Genomic DNA, 16,479 nt, shown 5'->3' on the forward strand with positions numbered 1-16,479 from the left:
ATATATTGTAACAAAAAAGAGGGCAGTTCAATTAAATGGACGCCCTCTTTTGGTTTATACTAACTACTAAAAAATATACTTTGTACTCAGGAAGTTGGACTCATTTTCGCTAACAATCTCATTTAAGAGTTTTTTGTTTTCCTCGGTAAATTTGGCTGCGACCAATGAACGGATAGAGAACGAGCGCAATGCATCTACCACAGACAGTGTTCCCTCAGCGCTATCTTTTCTTCCGGTGAATGGGAAGGTATCTGGACCGCGCTGACATTGGCAATTGATGTTGACACGGCTAACCTGATTGACCAATGGGTCGATCAAAGATGAGACTACAGCCGCGTTATTGCTGAAAATGCTCACTTGTTGTCCATGAGATGAACCGATGAGGTATTCAATAGGCTCTTCCAGATCATCAAAAGGTACAACAGGGATGACAGGTCCAAATTGTTCTTCTCTATAAAGCTTCATCTGTGAATTTACAGGATAAACAATGGCAGGATAGAAAAACGATTCGGCAACCTGACCGCCGTTCTCGTTTACTACTTTTGCACCATAAGCTTTCGCATCTTCGATACATTCAGTCAGATAAGCTGGTTTGTTGACTTCTGGAAGTGGTGTCAAGGAAACTCCTTTCTCCCATGGCATTCCATATTTAAGTTTGCTCACTTCGGCAGAGAGACGTTTTAAAAATTCTTGTGCTAAACTGCGGTGTACATAGATTATCTTCAATGCTGTACAACGTTGTCCGTTGAAAGATAACGAACCCAATACAGTCTCAGAGACAGCTAGATTTAAATCCGCATCTTTTGTAATAATTGCTGCATTTTTGGCATCTAACCCTAATATTGCACGCAATCTATTCACCTTTGGATGTAACTTTTTAAGTTCGTCAGCTACACGGCTAGAACCGATTAAGGTCAACACATTGATTTTGCCAGATTGCATCAAGCTAGGTACGATCTTGTTGCCTCGACCATAGATGGTATTAACTACACCTTTTGGAAAACTTGTTCTGAAGGCTTCTAATAAAGGATAATGTAATAGCGTTCCGTGTTTAGGTGGTTTGAACAACATCGTATTCCCCATGATCAATGCAGGGATCAATGTTGTAAAAGTCTCGTTTAATGGGTAGTTGAATGGTCCCATACATAAGACAACACCTAAAGGAGATCTTCTGATCTGTGCAATGATACCTTGTTCAATTTGAAAACGTGATGAATCGCGGTCTATATCTTTTAGTGCATCGATTGTCGCATAGATATATTCTACTGTGCGGTCAAATTCCTTTACAGAGTCTGCATAGGACTTGCCGATTTCCCACATAATAAGCTTGACAACAATGTCCTTCTTGGCAATCATCTTTTGTGTGAAATTTTCAACACATGTAATACGATCGGCAACACTCATTGTTGGCCACTCTCCACGTCCGTTGTCGTATGCTTTTACAGCAGCGTCAAGGGCTTCGATGGACTCTTTTTCTGTACAAACAGGAAAGCTGCCGATGCGCTTACGTTTCAAGCCATCCTTAGTCTTCACACAAATCGGTGAAAATACCTCGTTTACTTGACCCGTCCAAGAAATCATTTCTCCATTGGAAAGGAACTCTCTTTGATCGACCTGTTCGTCCAGTGTAAATTCTGCGGGAATGTCTTTCTCCTCGTAGAAGATACCTTCTAAGTTTAAGCTCATTGTTTTTAAAAAATGGTTTAGATTGATATTTGTAATGATACTGCTAATATACTATAAATTTTACAATATATGTTAATTTTTTATTAAAATAAGTTTAGGTACTAGTGTTTTCATTACGATCCATGCAATCAGGTAGGCAATCGCACAAAAGGAGAAGATGATAAAATATCCTGCTTCCTCGCCTTTAAAACCCATAAAGGTCATTTGCGTTTCCTTCGCATAATCGAATAACCATCCCGATGTTTTATTGATGATAAAAGCACCAACGCCACCCGCAAGTCCACCGATTCCTGTAACCGTTGCAATGGAACGTTTTGGGAATGCATCTCCGATTGTCGAAAAAATATTAGCGGACCATGATTGGTGCGCTGCGCCTGCAAAACCGATCAAGATTACAGGTATCCAGTAGGATATATGGCCCAATGGCTGGGCAAACAGGACCACCAATGGAACAAAAGCGAATAAAAGCATGGCTTTCATGCGACCTTCATAGGCATTCATGCCTTTTTTCTCAACGAAATAGGTTGGTAACCAGCCCCCGTAAATGGAAAGCATTGTAATTGCATAGAGTACGAATATAGCCAGCTGTCCTTCAGTATCGGACGATTTTATATCGTATACAGCGGAGAGGTAGGCCGGCATCCAAAATAGGAAAAACCACCAAACACCGTCTGTCATAAATTTTCCGAAGACAAAGGCCCAGGTTTGTTTGTATTTAAGGCATTCAGAAATTGTTGTTCTTGGAACTTTTGTATTCCCCCGTAGTTCCGGCTGCTGCTCGTGATCATCCTGATTGATATAGGCTAATTCCGCAGCATTTACTTTCGGATTTTCATCTGGTTTTTTATAGAGAAAGATCCAGAATCCCATCCAAACAAATCCTAGGGCACCAATAATGATGAATGACATTTCCCAGCCCCAATGAGCAGCGATAACAGGGATGGTCAAAGGAGCAGCCAGGGCACCTATTGTTGCACCGGAGTTGAAGATACTTGTCGACAGTGCCCGATCTTTCTTTGGGAAGTACTCCGCAGTAGCTTTGATTGCCGCAGGGAAGTTTCCTGCTTCTCCAACTGCGAGGATAAAACGGGCAAAGATAAATAAGTTGACACTGACGCTAATGACAAGGCCAGCATTGTTAACATGAGAAATCGCTTCTTTTGCACCTTCAAAGCCTACAAACCATTCGCCAGCGACAATGCCGGAGGTTGCGATGCCACAGAAAGCGTGCAATATGGCGCCAATAGACCAGATGCCAATAGCCCATAAAAATCCCTTTTTTGTGTCCATCCAGTCTACAAACCGACCTGCAAAAAGCATGCTGATGGCGTAGAAAATAGAAAATAAGGCAGTAATATTTCCGTAGTCTGTATTTGTCCAATGGAATTCGGGGCTAATAAAATCTTTCCAGGTCAAAGAGAGTACCTGACGGTCTAAATAATTGATTGTAGTAGCAAAAAATAGTAAGGAGCAGATTACCCAACGGTAATTTCCCTTTTTCTCCGTATTCATCATAATAGGTTTATAAAGTTTGTTTTTTTAAGTTTATCGTGCTTTCGACACGAACTCGAGTGCCAGCTTTGTATTTTCAGCTAATTGGTCGGTATTTTTTGGATCGATCAGCTTGCTGCCCATACCGACGGCACATACTCCTGACTTGAACCATGCTTTTAAATTTTCCATTTCGATTTCTACACCGCCCGTAGGCATAAATTTTTGACCTTTAAAGAGATCGCGTATAGATGACATAAAGGCTGGCCCTAAGATATTCGCCGGAAACAGTTTGATGAGTGCGGCTTTTTGCTGTTGAGCAGTATAAATCTCAGTAGGTGTCATACAGCCTGGAATCCAGAGTTTATTTTGTTCATGTACGAGTGCTCCAACCGCAGGATTGACCAGTGGTGCAACAATAAAATCTGCACCGATTTGGAGAAATTGTGTTGCGTCTTCGACGGATTTAATGGTGCCTATACCCAGATAGAGATCTGGCATCTCAAGGTCTCTTACCGCTAGCAAGCTTTCGAAGACGCTTAGTGCTTCAGGCCCACGGTTCGTAAATTCAAAGACACGTATGCCCCCCTGATATAAAGTACGGAGAATATCAATGCTCTCTTCTTTATCATGATGGAAGAACAAAGGAAGCATCCCCTGTTCAATAATCTTTTCTAATACTTTCTCTTTCAAACTCATGCTATCATTCTATTTTTTATATCGTCAACTGTACTTGTTGTGGCATCGCTGGGAATAAACAGTTTGTCAAATGCAGCGAGCGTTGCAAACTCCAGTGTCTCCGTTGGCGAAAGGTTGGAATATAAGCCATAGATCAGACCTGCCATAAAACAATCTCCACTACCTACTTTATCCAAAATCTCTGCCGAGCGGAATTCCGTTGATTTAATTAAATTATCCGTATCAAATAGGGTAGTATAATATTTTATTCCTTTGGATTCATAGTCAAATCGGAAGGTATTGGCCACATATTGACACAGCGGATTGTTCGCTATGATCTCCTTGCTTGTTTGCTCTGCTTGCCGTAATAATCCCTCTTCTTCGTATCCCGCTGACTGTGTGATGAACTTACTGTCGAGCTGTGTGCCAAGCATTTGATGTGCAGCCCATATGTTGCCCATAATTAGATTACAGTATTTCGCAATCTCTGGCATAATGTCTTTGGGATCCTTGCCATATTTCCAGAGCTTTGAACGGTAATTAAGATCTAAAGACACAAAAATTCCTTTTTCTTGAGCCACTTTAACAGCTTCAAGGCAGAGGTCGGCAATGTCTGCATTGATCGCAGGACAGATCGCAGAGAAATGGAACCATTGAACATCCGAAAATGTTTGATCCCAGTCTATACTGCCTACTTTGAGGCTAGCAAATGAGGAGTTGGCCCGGTCATAGATTACCCCTGCGTTTTTCAGGTCCTTTCCTTTAGGTAGGTAATAAATTCCTAGCCTATCTCCCGTCCATTGCATGGGAGAGGTGTCTATATTTTTTCGTTTTAAATAGAGATCAATTGCTTCACAGATTGCATTTTGAGGAATGGCCGATAGATAAGACGAGGGCACTCCCCAAAGTGCCAGTGCAGTCGCCACATTTAATTCTGCTCCTCCAATATAGAAGGGTAGTTGATGCTGTTCAATCCAATCCTGCTCTATGTCTGGACAGATCCGCAGCAACAATTCTCCAAAGCTTAATACTTTACCTTGCATTTTCATTAAAATTCAAAATATTCTTTTGCATTATTATAGCTGATATCCTGTACAATTTTTCCTACCCACTGGATATCATTTGGGATTTCGCCATTTTCGATATCCTGTCCGAAGATGTTACAGAGTAATCTCCTAAAATATTCATGCCGTGGAAAGGAAAGGAAGCTTCTAGAATCAGTCAACATACCAACAAATCGACTTAACAGGCCCATATTTGATAAGGTATTGATTTGTTTTGTCATGCCATCTTTTTGATCCAAAAACCACCAAGCCGAACCAAACTGTATTTTCCCTTTTACGGAACCATCATTGAAATTTCCAATCATTGTCGCAAAGAGTTCATTGTCTGCAGGATTCAGATTGTATAAGATTGTCTTGGTCAGTTTATTCTCATTATCTAATTTATTCAAAAATTTTGACAAAGCGCGCCCTTGACTGAAATCACCAATCGAGTCCCAGCCTGTATCTGGACCGATCAAACGGTGCATGCGGGCATTGTTGTTGCGCAGTGGACCAATATGATACTGTTGCACCCAGCCCTTTTCATAATCCCATTCGGCAAAATAGATCAACATAGCCGATTTGAATTTTAGATTCTCAGTAGGACTAATTTCTTTTTCACTTCTGATCTTACCGAATATATCTTTAATCTCCTGTTCCGTATAATCCTCTGCATAAATTTGCTCTAACCCGTGGTCAGAAACCTTACAACCATTGGCAGCAAAGAAATCATGTCTCGATTTCAATGCATTCAGGTAGTCTTGTAAATTACTGATTTGCCGATTGCTTACCCTTTCAAGTTCGTCAATATACTGATTGAGCGCTGCGATGTTGTCCGCATACAGGGCTTTATCTGGACGGAATGCCGGAAGCATTTTGAAAGATTCCTTTTCTTGGGCAAACTGTTGATGATATTGGAGGCTATCGATCGGGTCATCGGTTGTACAGACGACCTCCACATTCATCATCCGAAGCAGCCCGCGTACGGAATGACTGTCTTGTTGTAGTTTGGCTTGCGTGTCTGCATATATTTTGGATGCGGTTTTGGGAGAAAGCAAATCCGTTATACCAAAATAGCGCTGCAGCTCAAGATGGGTCCAATGATGAAGTGGATTCCGTAATGTATAAGGAACAGTTTCGGCCCATTTGATGAATTTTTCTTCATCCGATGCGTCTCCAGTAATATAGCGCTCATTGACCCCATTTGCTCGCATAGCCCGCCACTTGTAATGGTCTCCATGAAGCCAGGCTTGACTGATGTTGTCAAACTTGATATCGTTGGCTATTTGCTCTGGAATCAAGTGGTTATGGTAATCAATGATGGGTAGATCTTTTGAATAATTGTGGTACAGCTCTTCTGCTGTTTTGTTGTTTAATAAAAAATTCTCGTCTAAAAAAGCTTTCATATATATAATTTATAAGCTTGTATTCCATTTTACTACAGTACCGTTTTTGCGATTACAAAGCATCATAACTTTCGCTGTTGAGACGAAAGGAAAGAAAAATTGCAAAAGAGTTGAAAGTTTGGTCGTCCGCATTTCAAACTGTTTAATTGGTCAATGAAATTACCAATATTAAAGCCTTAGTTAAAGGAAATTGATTAAAATAAATGCGCAAACGTTATCGGGGATTGTATTTGGGATCCAATTATTTTAGATGTGCCTCCCGATTTATCTGAAATCAGGCAGAATGGTTATATTTGCTCATCAAATTTCTAAACATGGACATTCAATCGCTATATCAGATTTATAAACAGTATCCAAATATTACAACAGATACACGTAAAATTGAGAAGAATAGTATATTCTTTGCACTGAAAGGCGCAAATTTCAACGGGAATACCTTTGCGGAACAGGCTCTTGAAATCGGAGCGAGGTATGTTGTCATTGATGAGGAAATTTATAAAAAAGGTGAACAGTATATCCTGGTTGAAGATGTGTTGACAACATTACAGGGACTGGCAAATTATCATCGGAAACAGCTAAATATTCCCGTTATCGGTATAACAGGAACGAATGGAAAGACAACAACAAAGGAATTATTATATTCGGTTGTCTCTCAGAAATATAAGACCTATGCCACAAAGGGGAATCTAAATAATCATATTGGCGTTCCTTTGACCTTGTTGGCCATTGATGCAACTATCGAAGTTGCCATTATAGAAATGGGGGCAAATCATCTCGGAGAAATAGCCTTTTTATGCGCAATCGCTGAACCGACACATGGATTGATCTCCAATGTGGGGAAGGCACATCTGGAGGGATTTGGTTCTTTTGAAGGTGTTAAGAAAACAAAAGGGGAACTATACGATTGGCTTCAGGATCATCAAGGAACACTTTTTTTGCAGGGGGATAACCCACATCTTGGCGAAATTGCAGCAGCCCGTCAAATTGCTGAAATTGTGACTTACGGATTTTCAGAGAGTAATGATGTCATCGGTAAATTGATGAAAGCAAATCCGTTATTGCAGATTTCCTGGAAGACAAAAGAAGATCCACAGACCTATGTGATAGATACACAACTTACAGGTTCATACAATACAGAAAACTTTTTAGCCGCTATTGCAGTGGGCCTACATTTCAATATCTCTCCGCAGGAAATCAATTCAGGGATTGAAAGTTATACGCCGACCAACAATCGCTCGCAGATCATGAAAACAGCGCAAAATACAGTGATCTGTGATTATTATAATGCCAATGCAACGAGTATGGCTGCTGCATTGGATAATATTCGGATTATTGAGGCCGATAAGAAGGCGGTTATCTTGGGGGATATGTTTGAACTTGGAGCAGAATCTTTCGAAGAACATCGGAAAATCGTGGATAATGTAAGAAGTATGTTCGCTGATCGTAAGATTTTTGTCGGAAAGGCATTTTTTGAACATAGAAATGATGATGCCGAGTTTTATGAAACGACCATAGAAGCGAAGGTTGCCTTGCAAGAAAAACCGATTATTGGAGCTACAGTATTATTAAAAGCTTCCCGTGGTATGGCTTTTGAAAATCTGATAGACATACTGTAAGTTCCTTTTATTTTTCTTAGGGTCAACCAGGTATTAAGGTTGGACTTTGTCCGACCTACCAGCGCAATGTTTTCATGCTGTGTGTACTTAAAAGGGGCACTTAATGCGGACGCAAGATGGTAAGTTAAATCTAAAAGCGACTTAAGTTTTGTCATGTGAGGATTAAATATTGACCAAAATGAGCAAAATAGTCCTTCGGGGAAATGTAGCTCATTTGGAAAAATGTACCTTTGTATCGTATAATGGACAAAAAACGTTTTTTTTTAGAAATAGCCTACTTTGGGCAATCATATCATGGCTGGCAGGTTCAAAACAATGCAATTTCTGTACAGGAAGTATTGAATGGTGCTTTGGAGACCTTGTTACGTGAGCCTATCGAGACTACCGGAGCAGGAAGGACAGATACCGGTGTACATGCGAAGCAATTGTATGCTCATTTTGATGCAGCTCCTGTAGGGATATTAGCAAAACCAGAGCGTTTTATTCATTCACTTAATGCCCTATTACCTTTTGATGTTGCGGTTAAAAGATTGATTGAAGTTGCCGATGATGCACATGCCCGATTCGATGCGACGCATAGATCTTATGAGTATCGCCTTCATTTCCATAAGGATCCGTTTATTTATCCCTATTCTTGTTTCATGCGCGACCGTCCTGATGTCGATAAAATGAACGAAGCTGCCCAGTTTTTGTTGGGTAGGCAAGATTTTGAATGTTTTAGCAAGTCTCATACGCAAGTGTTTACAAATATTTGTGATATTCGTAGAGCAGAATGGTTATGGCATAACGAGCAGGATCTCGTTTTTCATATTACCGCTGATCGTTTTTTGCGCAATATGGTTCGTGCTATTGTGGGAACTTCGTTGGAGATCGGACTGAAGGGTAAACCAGCGTCCTTTATGCAAGAAGTGATCAAGAGCAAAAGCCGTGGCAAGGCAGGTGTGTCTGTCCCTGCACATGGATTGTATTTAACAGAAGTAGCGTACCCTTATATATAAATATTAACGTGAGTCAAGATAAAATAACAGGTAAAACATACGATGTCAATTTGTTGCGACGCATGAGTCGCTATATGCGACCCTATCATGTTGCATTTTGGATATCGGTCGTTTTAACGATCCTATTGGCGGCTGTAGCGCCGGCCCTACCTATGCTCATCCAGCATACACTAGACAATTATATCTTGAACTTTGACACTGGCGGACTGTCTTATATGCTGATTGCCATGCTTGCATTGGTCATCGTGCAGACCTTAATCCGTTATTATCATACCCTGATGACAAATACCCTGGGGCAGTCTGTTATCAAGGATATTCGAATCCAGGTCTTTAATCATATTGTGCAGTTACGCCTTAAGTATTTTGATCGGACAGCCTTAGGAAAGCTGATTACACGGACGATATCGGATCTGGAAACACTTTCCAATATCTTCTCTGAGGGACTGATTCAGATTATTGGTGATCTATTACAATTGGCTGTGATATTAGGGGTAATGTTCTACTCGGATTGGAAATTGACGCTAATCGTGCTTATCCCTATGCCGTTGATGGTCGCCGCAACCTATGTATTTAAAGAAGCGATGAAAGCCGCCTTTATAGATGTCAGAAAATGGGTGTCTAATTTAAATACGTTTTTGCAGGAACATATTACAGGAGTTGGGATTATCCAATATTTTGCACGCGAAAAGCAGGAGATGGATAAATTTAAGGAGATCAATGCACAGCATAGGAATGCTCATATCCGTACCAATTGGTACTTCTCTATCTTTTTTCCTGTTCTGGAAATCATCATGGCTATTTCACTCGGCCTGTTGGTTTGGTTTGGAGCGAAACAGATTATGGGTGACGTGATTTCACCTGGTGTGGTTGTTGCCTTTATTATGTATATCAACATGATTTTTCGGCCTATTCGTGAGCTTATCGATAAATTCAATACACTTCAAATGGGTATGGTTAGCGCTGAACGTATTTTTGAGGTTCTTGATACGGACGAGATGACGCCTAATTTGGGTACTTTAAAGCCTGATCATATCAAAGGAGAAATTACTTTTAAGCATGTTTGGTTTGCCTATAATGATGAGAGTTGGGTATTAAGAGATGTGAATTTTAGAGTACAACCCGGTGAAACATTGGCTTTAGTTGGAGCTACGGGAGCCGGAAAATCATCGACTATTAATATCCTGAGCCGATTTTACGAAGTCAATAAGGGGGAAATCTTACTAGATGGCGTAAATATTCGCGATTATGATCTTGATTATTTAAGAAATACTATTGCAACGGTGTTACAAGATGTGTTTCTGTTCTCAGATACTGTCATCAATAATATTACATTAGGTGATCCTTCAATTTCTAGAGAACAGGTCATTGAGGCAGCAAAAGAAGTGGGAGCACATGATTTTATTATGCGACTTCCGGGTGGATACGATTATGATGTCAGGGAAAGGGGAGCTACACTGTCAGCAGGGCAGGCACAATTAATTTCCTTTATTCGGGCATTAGTGCATGATCCTAGAATTCTGGTCTTGGATGAAGCGACTTCTTCCGTTGATACTGAAACCGAGGAAATGATCCAGAGTGCCATTGACAATTTAATGCGGGGACGGACATCCATTGTCATTGCCCACCGCTTGTCCACCATTCAAAAGGCAGACAAGATCATCGTGTTGGATAAAGGTGAAATTAAGGAAATCGGAACACATCAAGAGCTTTTGTCTTTTGATGGTTACTATAAAAAGCTATACGATCTACAGTTCCATTCCGCAGGAATTTAGTCGTTAAACGACACTCTCTTTGGGGATGGTCTCTTCGTCTTCGATATGTGTATTCGCTTTGATTTCTGATCCTCGACCCACGAGTACATTGGCTCCAATGGAGACATTTGGGCCAACGTTTACAAAGTCCTCAATGATGGTGTTGCTTTCAATGACTGCCGAACCTGAAATGATACAATGATTGCCAATCTGTACATCTGGGGCTATCGTTGCTCCAGGAAGAATGATACAGCCTTCACCAATTTCAGCTCTTTTTGAAACATAGGCTTTAGGGTGGATTAAGGATTGAAAATTCCATTCTGGATTTTCAGAGACAATTCTTTCGCGGAGCCCAGGGTTTTTAACGGCAACAAAGAAATTTTCTGCAGCATCTTTAACCTGATGGTGGAGTTGGACCTCATAGTCAAATACATCCTCTATCAACAAAGATTTGTCAATAAGGCCGCCGATTTCGATATCTAAATCCTCCGCAACATCTACCGCAGTTTTTGCATGTGCTGTTGCTCCATATATGTATAGCATGATCTTTTAATTTTGTGCAAAGATAGTGCTTTCTGAAAAGAACTCCATGAGCTAGCTCGCATCAATAGTGGAATAGTGAATCGGGGTCGGTATTGGATTCGTACACAGTATAGTGGGCATTCCACTGCCGCAAAGAATGAGTTTGGAGTAAATTATAAGTGACTTAAAGATCAAAGGGCATGTTTTATCTACCAAAAGTTGCAACAAAATAGCCCTTTCGATTGTTCTGATTTCTAAATAGAAAGAAAGCTTATTATATTTGTTGATATACAAAAATTAAAATATGATTCAACGTATCCAAACTGTTTATTTATTAGTGGCAGGATTAGTTATATTCGGCTTGTTTTTATTCCCTTATGTAAATTACAGTGATTTAGTCGGTTTGGGAAAGAATGTGAAGGTGACAGGTGTTTATGGTGTTGCGGCCGGACAGCCGGTGCATGAAGGTGGTTTTGGTTATATCCTACAGACCATCGTGACAGCCCTATTGGGATTGCTCCCGATCTTCACGATCTTCAAGTTTAAACAGCGTAAGGTACAGCTTCTGCTGATATGGGTAGAGATTGTTGCGATTATCTTTTTCGCGATTTGGCTCTATTCTTCGGCAAGTACACATCTCACTACTGTTAATCAATTTTTGGGAGCAGGTAATATTGGGGTAGGTTTCTTTTTGCTGCCGATATCAATTATTTTCTGTGCGCTAGCATTAGGTGGAGTGCGTCGGGATGAAAAATTGATTCGCTCAGCTGATCGTTTGCGTGCATAATTTTATTTAAATAGATTTTTAATATGGAAAGCCACGGTTAGCGTGGCTTTTTAAATAGTATAATATATGAAGGTATTTTTTCGTTGCGCTGCCACCCTGCTTTTTCTTTGCTTTGTGGGCGGTGCGGTAAAGGCCCAGTCGGCAGATTCATTGCTGGTGGTTGATGATATTCAGTTTGATGTAAAGGAATATCATGTCGATAAGACTACAAATGAACTGATTATTAATTTGTTCGCAATATCCTATAGTAAAGATCCTCGGGAGTTTAAAATGAATACATTCTCCACACAGATTTTAGATCAAAAGAAACAACCTCACTTTTTCTCTTCGATTCAGATGGGAAATGTCCAGATAAGATTTGAGGACAAACAGAACTATTTACATTACCTACTTGAAGAGGATAAACCTGTAGATATTCAGGTAATCGTGAAAGACTGGAAGAAAACGGATAAACCTGCTAGTATTAAGCTTGTTTTTGAGAGTAGCGAGGAGGAAGGTAAATTTTTGGATGTCCCTATCTTGCTGAATAAATAGTTGATCGGAACTGGGTAAAATAAAAAAGCGCTGTAATCTTCATAGATCACAGCGCTTTTTTTAGTCTTTAGCAATTTGCCTCAACCTATCGGTTGTATCGGATCTGTTGTTTGTCCAGCATGCCCATCTGATCTTTCATCATTTTGATCTGGTCAGCCAACAATTTATTCTTGTCTGCTTTTTTTGCTTCTTGAAGTAATTTTTCTGCTTCGCGCTTATTGCGTTTTGCCATGGCAACACCTGCTAAGCTCAATTTTGCCAATGCAATATTGTGGTCCATGTGGAGTCCTAGTGCCAGTGCTTTTTTGAAATATTTTTCGGATTGCATCGGAGCACGTTGAGACTCGATCAATCCAATCAACATATTGTAATAACCGTGTTGTTGTGGGATCAATTGTTTTTCATAATTCGTGATTTTCCTCAACCATTTTTCGGCGCTAGCCATATCTTGTTTGCGCATATACCATTGCGCGATGAGCATGTATTCATGAAAAAATACAGTGACAAAACCTAGGATAGTGATCAAGATGCCTAGAATTCCCCATCCCCAATTTCCAGTCCAAAATAAGGCAACTGTTCCAATCAGCAATGCACTGCAAATGATGATTCTAACGAGATTTGACATAAATCTTTGTTTAAAAAATATTTGTGTTCAATTTAATTCTGCAAATATCCGTTAATTTCGTCGTTTAAGCAACTCGTTCAAGTGGTTATTTTGTAAAATTATGTTTTTAACGTAGGTGATGACTACCAAAGATCCTTTATGGTAGCCGATGGCGCTGCCCTTATAAATGCTTTGTGAACAGATGCAAGTGAAAAAATTTGTCTTTACATACAACTTTATCTAAGTTTGGTTTATGGAAAAGCTATATGATGATTCTTGGGCATCGGTGCTGAAACCTTTGTTCAGCCAGCCCTATATGAAACAATTGTCTGCCTTTGTGCAAGAGGAACGGCAGCGGACAAAGGTGTTTCCGCCTGCTGATCTGGTGATGAATGCTTTTAAGCTTACGCCGATCCAAGATGTTAAGGTTGTTATTCTGGGACAGGATCCATATCATAACGATGGTCAGGCACATGGTTTGTCTTTTTCTGTGCCAGAAGGGATTGCTTTACCTCCCTCGCTAAAAAATATTTTTAAGGAATTACAAGACGATATTGAAGGGTTTGTAGAACCTCGCTCTGGAGATCTGACGTCCTGGGCCAAACAGGGGGTATTATTACTCAATGCAACGTTGACTGTGCAGGCACATTTAGCCGGATCACATCAAAAAAGGGGTTGGGAAGTTTTTACTGATAGTATCATACATGCTATTTCGGAACAGTGTGAGCATGTGGTTTTTCTGCTTTGGGGGAGTTATGCGCAAAAGAAAAGCGTATTAATTGATGCCCGGAAACATCTTATTTTGACATCGGTGCATCCATCACCACTTTCTGTGTATAGGGGTTTTTTTGGGAGCAAACACTTTTCAAAGGCAAATAAATATTTGGTGGAACATGGTAAGGCTCCGATTGACTGGCGTTTGTCTTAGGGCTGTTATTATTTTTTAGAAAACATCATCCATATTTCGTTGATACGTATTGTGGCATCAACTTGGGTGAGTAAGACCGTGAGCCTTTGGTACCCGGATGATGTTTTCGTAAATATTTCTTTTAGTATTCCAATGGGATGATCGGTTCCTTTTTACTGGTAGACATGATCATCATTGTCTGGAATGTTTTTACAAATGGGATCTTGGCAATTTTCTCCATGATAACACCTTCATAAGCCTTTATGTCTTTCACGTAGACTTTGAGGATAAAGTCACAATTGCCGGTGACGTGATGACATTCGGTGACCTCAGGGATCATTTTTACGGCAGCAACAAATTCGGGAATTGCATTGTGTGTATGGAAGTCCAGTGAGATCTGTATAAAGGATTTGATACCAAGGCCTAGTTTTTCTTCGTCAACAAAAGCATGATAACTCTTGATGAAGCCCGAATTTTCAAGTTTTCTTACACGTTCCAACGTTGGTGCAGGAGAAAGTCCAATACTTGATGCTAATTGCAAATTGGTAATGCGGCCATTCTCTTGTAATAGCTTAAGAATTTTTAAATCTGTTTTGTCTGGTGCAAACGGCATATCTTAGAGTCTTAATAATCAATAGTATTTGTAAATATACAAAATTATATTTGGAAATTTAAAAATATACAAAATTATTGGTGATTAATAGATTTTAACTATACAATTGTTTTTCATTTATAGATTTAATTGATTCAAAATCATTTGACTGTCATAATCGTTTGAAATGTGCGCATTTCAATGAAATGGAGTGATAAATGTCATTTTTTTATTAAAAATACCTGTTTGAGGGTACATAAAATGTATTTTATTGGCTTTGAAATTGTAACTTTGCAGTTCGATAGTTGCGGAGGCTAGACCCCTCCCGAATTAGTTAAACCGTGAGAGCGCAATATGAGTACTAAAGACGACGATTTATTAAAAGAGCTGGAGCTCGAAGAATATAAATACGGGTTCACGACAGATATCGAAATGGAAATTGCAGCCAAAGGCCTTACAGAGGATACGGTGCGTTTTATTTCGGCAAAAAAGAATGAGCCTGAATGGTTATTGGAGTGGAGATTGAAAGCTTTTCGTCATTTCTTGACGTTAAAGATGCCTACTTGGCAAAATTTCAGAGCTCCAGAGATTGATTTTCAAGATCTATCTTATTATGCTGCCCCTAAAGCAAAACCACAAGTAAATTCCATGGATGAAGTTGATCCTGAATTGATTGCGACTTTTGAAAAGTTGGGTATTCCTTTGGATGAGCAAAAGATTTTGGCAGGTGTGGTTGCTGTCGATGCTGTTTTTGATTCTGTATCGGTAAAAACAACTTTTCGCGAGAAGCTGAAAGAACAAGGGGTGATCTTCTGTTCATTTGGTGAAGCTGTGCAAGAGCATCCTGATCTCGTCAAGAAATACTTGGGAACAGTAGTTCCTCAAACAGATAATATCTACGCGGCATTAAACTCTGCTGTTTTTTCGGATGGATCATTTGTTTATGTTCCAAAAGGAGTGCGGTGTCCAATGGAGTTATCAACTTACTTCCGTATTAATGCACAAAATACAGGTCAGTTCGAACGTACATTAATTGTTGCAGATGAAGGCGCTTATGTGTCCTATTTGGAAGGTTGTACTGCACCTATGCGTGATGAAAATCAACTGCACGCTGCTGTAGTGGAATTGATCGCTGAGCGCGATGCGGAGATTAAATACTCTACCGTGCAGAACTGGTATCCTGGTGATAAAGATGGTAAAGGTGGTATTTTTAACTTTGTGACGAAACGTGGTATTTGTAGAGGGGATAACAGCAAGATTTCATGGACTCAGGTAGAGACTGGATCTGCAATTACCTGGAAGTATCCAGGTGTAATCCTAAAAGGAGATAATTCAATCGGTGAATTTTATTCGGTTGCAATGACCCGTAACTACCAAGTTGCTGATACGGGGACAAAAATGATCCACTTAGGTAAAAACACGAAGTCTAAAATTGTTTCAAAAGGAATTTCTGCTGGAAAAAGCCATAATAGCTACAGAGGTTTGGTGAAAATCGGACCTAATGCAGATAATTCTCGAAACTTTACCCAATGTGATTCCTTATTGATCGGTGATAGATGTGGTGCACATACTTTCCCATATATCGAAAACCGGAATAAGACTGCAAAATTAGAGCACGAAGCAACTACGTCAAAAATTGGTGAAGATCAGGTGTTTTATCTGAATCAACGTGGTATAGACTCTGAAAAAGCGGTGGGATTAATTGTTAATGGTTATGCCAAAGAGGTGTTAAATCAGCTGCCAATGGAATTTGCTGTTGAGGCACAGAAATTATTGGCGATTTCTTTAGAAGGTTCAGTAGGATAGATAAAAAATAATTGAGCAAGCTAGCTAATACTGGCCTATCGTTCAATACTCAATAAGA

15 protein-coding genes are annotated in these 16,479 nt (G+C 39.9%); 7 read left to right on the forward strand and 8 right to left on the reverse strand.

The features are described 5' to 3' along the window. Window positions 1-66: 66 nt before the first annotated feature. The 5 genes from OGI71_RS20895 to uxaC all read right to left on the reverse strand — a co-directional run bounded on the left by OGI71_RS20895 (window position 67) and on the right by uxaC (window position 6,304). Window positions 67-1,686 carry an NADP-dependent glyceraldehyde-3-phosphate dehydrogenase gene (locus OGI71_RS20895; RefSeq protein WP_120260446.1) on the reverse strand — a complete coding sequence of 540 codons (1,620 nt, stop codon included), beginning with the start codon at window positions 1,684-1,686 and terminating at the stop codon, window positions 67-69. 72 nt (window positions 1,687-1,758) lie between these two features. Next, the gene (locus OGI71_RS20900; protein WP_282256155.1) at window positions 1,759-3,198 is read right to left on the reverse strand and encodes an MFS transporter; all 1,440 of its coding nucleotides are present in this window, start codon (window positions 3,196-3,198) and stop codon (window positions 1,759-1,761) included. 33 nt (window positions 3,199-3,231) lie between these two features. Then, complete coding sequence (locus tag OGI71_RS20905) at window positions 3,232-3,876, reverse strand: bifunctional 4-hydroxy-2-oxoglutarate aldolase/2-dehydro-3-deoxy-phosphogluconate aldolase (protein WP_282251644.1); 645 nt, start codon at window positions 3,874-3,876, stop codon at window positions 3,232-3,234. Next, window positions 3,873-4,898 (reverse strand): sugar kinase, encoded by a 1,026-nt coding sequence (locus tag OGI71_RS20910; protein WP_282251646.1) that lies wholly within the window; start codon window positions 4,896-4,898, stop codon window positions 3,873-3,875. Before OGI71_RS20910 ends, OGI71_RS20905 begins: the two co-directional genes overlap by 4 nt. A 5-nt stretch (window positions 4,899-4,903) precedes the next feature. Next, entirely contained in the window at window positions 4,904-6,304 is a 1,401-nt protein-coding gene (gene uxaC / locus OGI71_RS20915; RefSeq protein ID WP_282251648.1) for a glucuronate isomerase, read from the reverse strand. 314 nt (window positions 6,305-6,618) lie between these two features. On the opposite strand from uxaC, the gene murF reads away from it, so the two are divergent. From murF to OGI71_RS20930, 3 genes are all read left to right on the forward strand, one after another. After that, window positions 6,619-7,920, forward strand: a complete 1,302-nt coding sequence (gene murF / locus OGI71_RS20920; protein WP_282251649.1) for a UDP-N-acetylmuramoyl-tripeptide--D-alanyl-D-alanine ligase — start codon at window positions 6,619-6,621, stop codon at window positions 7,918-7,920. Window positions 7,921-8,162: 242 nt separating this feature from the next. Further along, window positions 8,163-8,918 (forward strand): tRNA pseudouridine(38-40) synthase TruA, encoded by a 756-nt coding sequence (gene truA / locus OGI71_RS20925; RefSeq protein WP_282251650.1) that lies wholly within the window; start codon window positions 8,163-8,165, stop codon window positions 8,916-8,918. 8 nt (window positions 8,919-8,926) lie between these two features. Then, a complete protein-coding gene (locus OGI71_RS20930) occupies window positions 8,927-10,690 on the forward strand; it encodes an ABC transporter ATP-binding protein (protein WP_282251652.1) in 1,764 nt (587 codons plus the stop codon). 3 nt (window positions 10,691-10,693) lie between these two features. On the opposite strand, the gene OGI71_RS20935 is transcribed toward OGI71_RS20930, so the two are convergent. Further along, window positions 10,694-11,212 carry a hypothetical protein gene (locus OGI71_RS20935; RefSeq protein ID WP_077437273.1) on the reverse strand — a complete coding sequence of 173 codons (519 nt, stop codon included), beginning with the start codon at window positions 11,210-11,212 and terminating at the stop codon, window positions 10,694-10,696. Between the two features lie 283 nt (window positions 11,213-11,495). On the opposite strand from OGI71_RS20935, the gene OGI71_RS20940 reads away from it, so the two are divergent. Next, window positions 11,496-11,978 carry a DUF4293 domain-containing protein gene (locus tag OGI71_RS20940; RefSeq protein ID WP_120260439.1) on the forward strand — a complete coding sequence of 161 codons (483 nt, stop codon included), beginning with the start codon at window positions 11,496-11,498 and terminating at the stop codon, window positions 11,976-11,978. A 66-nt stretch (window positions 11,979-12,044) separates the two neighbouring features. After that, a complete protein-coding gene (locus OGI71_RS20945) occupies window positions 12,045-12,512 on the forward strand; it encodes a hypothetical protein (protein ID WP_282251654.1) in 468 nt (155 codons plus the stop codon). 85 nt (window positions 12,513-12,597) lie between these two features. On the opposite strand, the gene OGI71_RS20950 is transcribed toward OGI71_RS20945, so the two are convergent. Then, entirely contained in the window at window positions 12,598-13,137 is a 540-nt protein-coding gene (locus tag OGI71_RS20950; RefSeq protein ID WP_077437270.1) for a hypothetical protein, read from the reverse strand. 232 nt (window positions 13,138-13,369) lie between these two features. Between OGI71_RS20950 and ung the strand changes: the two genes are divergently transcribed. Then, on the forward strand, window positions 13,370-14,044 hold the full coding sequence (ung, locus tag OGI71_RS20955; protein ID WP_282251655.1) for a uracil-DNA glycosylase: 675 nt from the start codon (window positions 13,370-13,372) through the stop codon (window positions 14,042-14,044). Window positions 14,045-14,165: 121 nt separating this feature from the next. Here ung and OGI71_RS20960 read toward each other — a convergent pair whose 3' ends face one another. Beyond that, on the reverse strand, window positions 14,166-14,636 hold the full coding sequence (locus tag OGI71_RS20960; protein ID WP_028071042.1) for an Lrp/AsnC family transcriptional regulator: 471 nt from the start codon (window positions 14,634-14,636) through the stop codon (window positions 14,166-14,168). 333 nt (window positions 14,637-14,969) lie between these two features. On the opposite strand from OGI71_RS20960, the gene sufB reads away from it, so the two are divergent. Continuing rightward, window positions 14,970-16,421 carry a Fe-S cluster assembly protein SufB gene (sufB, locus tag OGI71_RS20965; protein ID WP_259179594.1) on the forward strand — a complete coding sequence of 484 codons (1,452 nt, stop codon included), beginning with the start codon at window positions 14,970-14,972 and terminating at the stop codon, window positions 16,419-16,421. The last annotated feature ends 58 nt before the right edge of the window (window positions 16,422-16,479 follow it).

The organism is Sphingobacterium sp. ML3W, from assembly GCF_029542085.1.
Taxonomy (GTDB): Bacteria; Bacteroidota; Bacteroidia; order Sphingobacteriales; family Sphingobacteriaceae; genus Sphingobacterium.

Bases quoted from the DNA above. Each gene is read 5' to 3' on its own strand.
- OGI71_RS20900 (WP_282256155.1), bottom strand. From the start codon at position 3,198: ATGAATACGGAGAAAAAGGGAAATTACCGTTGGGTAATCTGCTCCTTA.
- OGI71_RS20945 (WP_282251654.1), top strand. From the start codon at position 12,045: ATGAAGGTATTTTTTCGTTGCGCTGCCACCCTGCTTTTTCTTTGCTTT.
- sufB (WP_259179594.1), top strand. From the start codon at position 14,970: ATGAGTACTAAAGACGACGATTTATTAAAAGAGCTGGAGCTCGAAGAA.
- truA (WP_282251650.1), top strand. From the start codon at position 8,163: ATGGACAAAAAACGTTTTTTTTTAGAAATAGCCTACTTTGGGCAATCA.
- OGI71_RS20940 (WP_120260439.1), top strand. From the start codon at position 11,496: ATGATTCAACGTATCCAAACTGTTTATTTATTAGTGGCAGGATTAGTT.
- uxaC (WP_282251648.1), bottom strand. From the start codon at position 6,304: ATGAAAGCTTTTTTAGACGAGAATTTTTTATTAAACAACAAAACAGCA.
- OGI71_RS20950 (WP_077437270.1), bottom strand. From the start codon at position 13,137: ATGTCAAATCTCGTTAGAATCATCATTTGCAGTGCATTGCTGATTGGA.
- OGI71_RS20960 (WP_028071042.1), bottom strand. From the start codon at position 14,636: ATGCCGTTTGCACCAGACAAAACAGATTTAAAAATTCTTAAGCTATTA.
- OGI71_RS20910 (WP_282251646.1), bottom strand. From the start codon at position 4,898: ATGCAAGGTAAAGTATTAAGCTTTGGAGAATTGTTGCTGCGGATCTGT.
- murF (WP_282251649.1), top strand. From the start codon at position 6,619: ATGGACATTCAATCGCTATATCAGATTTATAAACAGTATCCAAATATT.
- ung (WP_282251655.1), top strand. From the start codon at position 13,370: ATGGAAAAGCTATATGATGATTCTTGGGCATCGGTGCTGAAACCTTTG.
- OGI71_RS20895 (WP_120260446.1), bottom strand. From the start codon at position 1,686: ATGAGCTTAAACTTAGAAGGTATCTTCTACGAGGAGAAAGACATTCCC.
- OGI71_RS20935 (WP_077437273.1), bottom strand. From the start codon at position 11,212: ATGCTATACATATATGGAGCAACAGCACATGCAAAAACTGCGGTAGAT.
- OGI71_RS20905 (WP_282251644.1), bottom strand. From the start codon at position 3,876: ATGAGTTTGAAAGAGAAAGTATTAGAAAAGATTATTGAACAGGGGATG.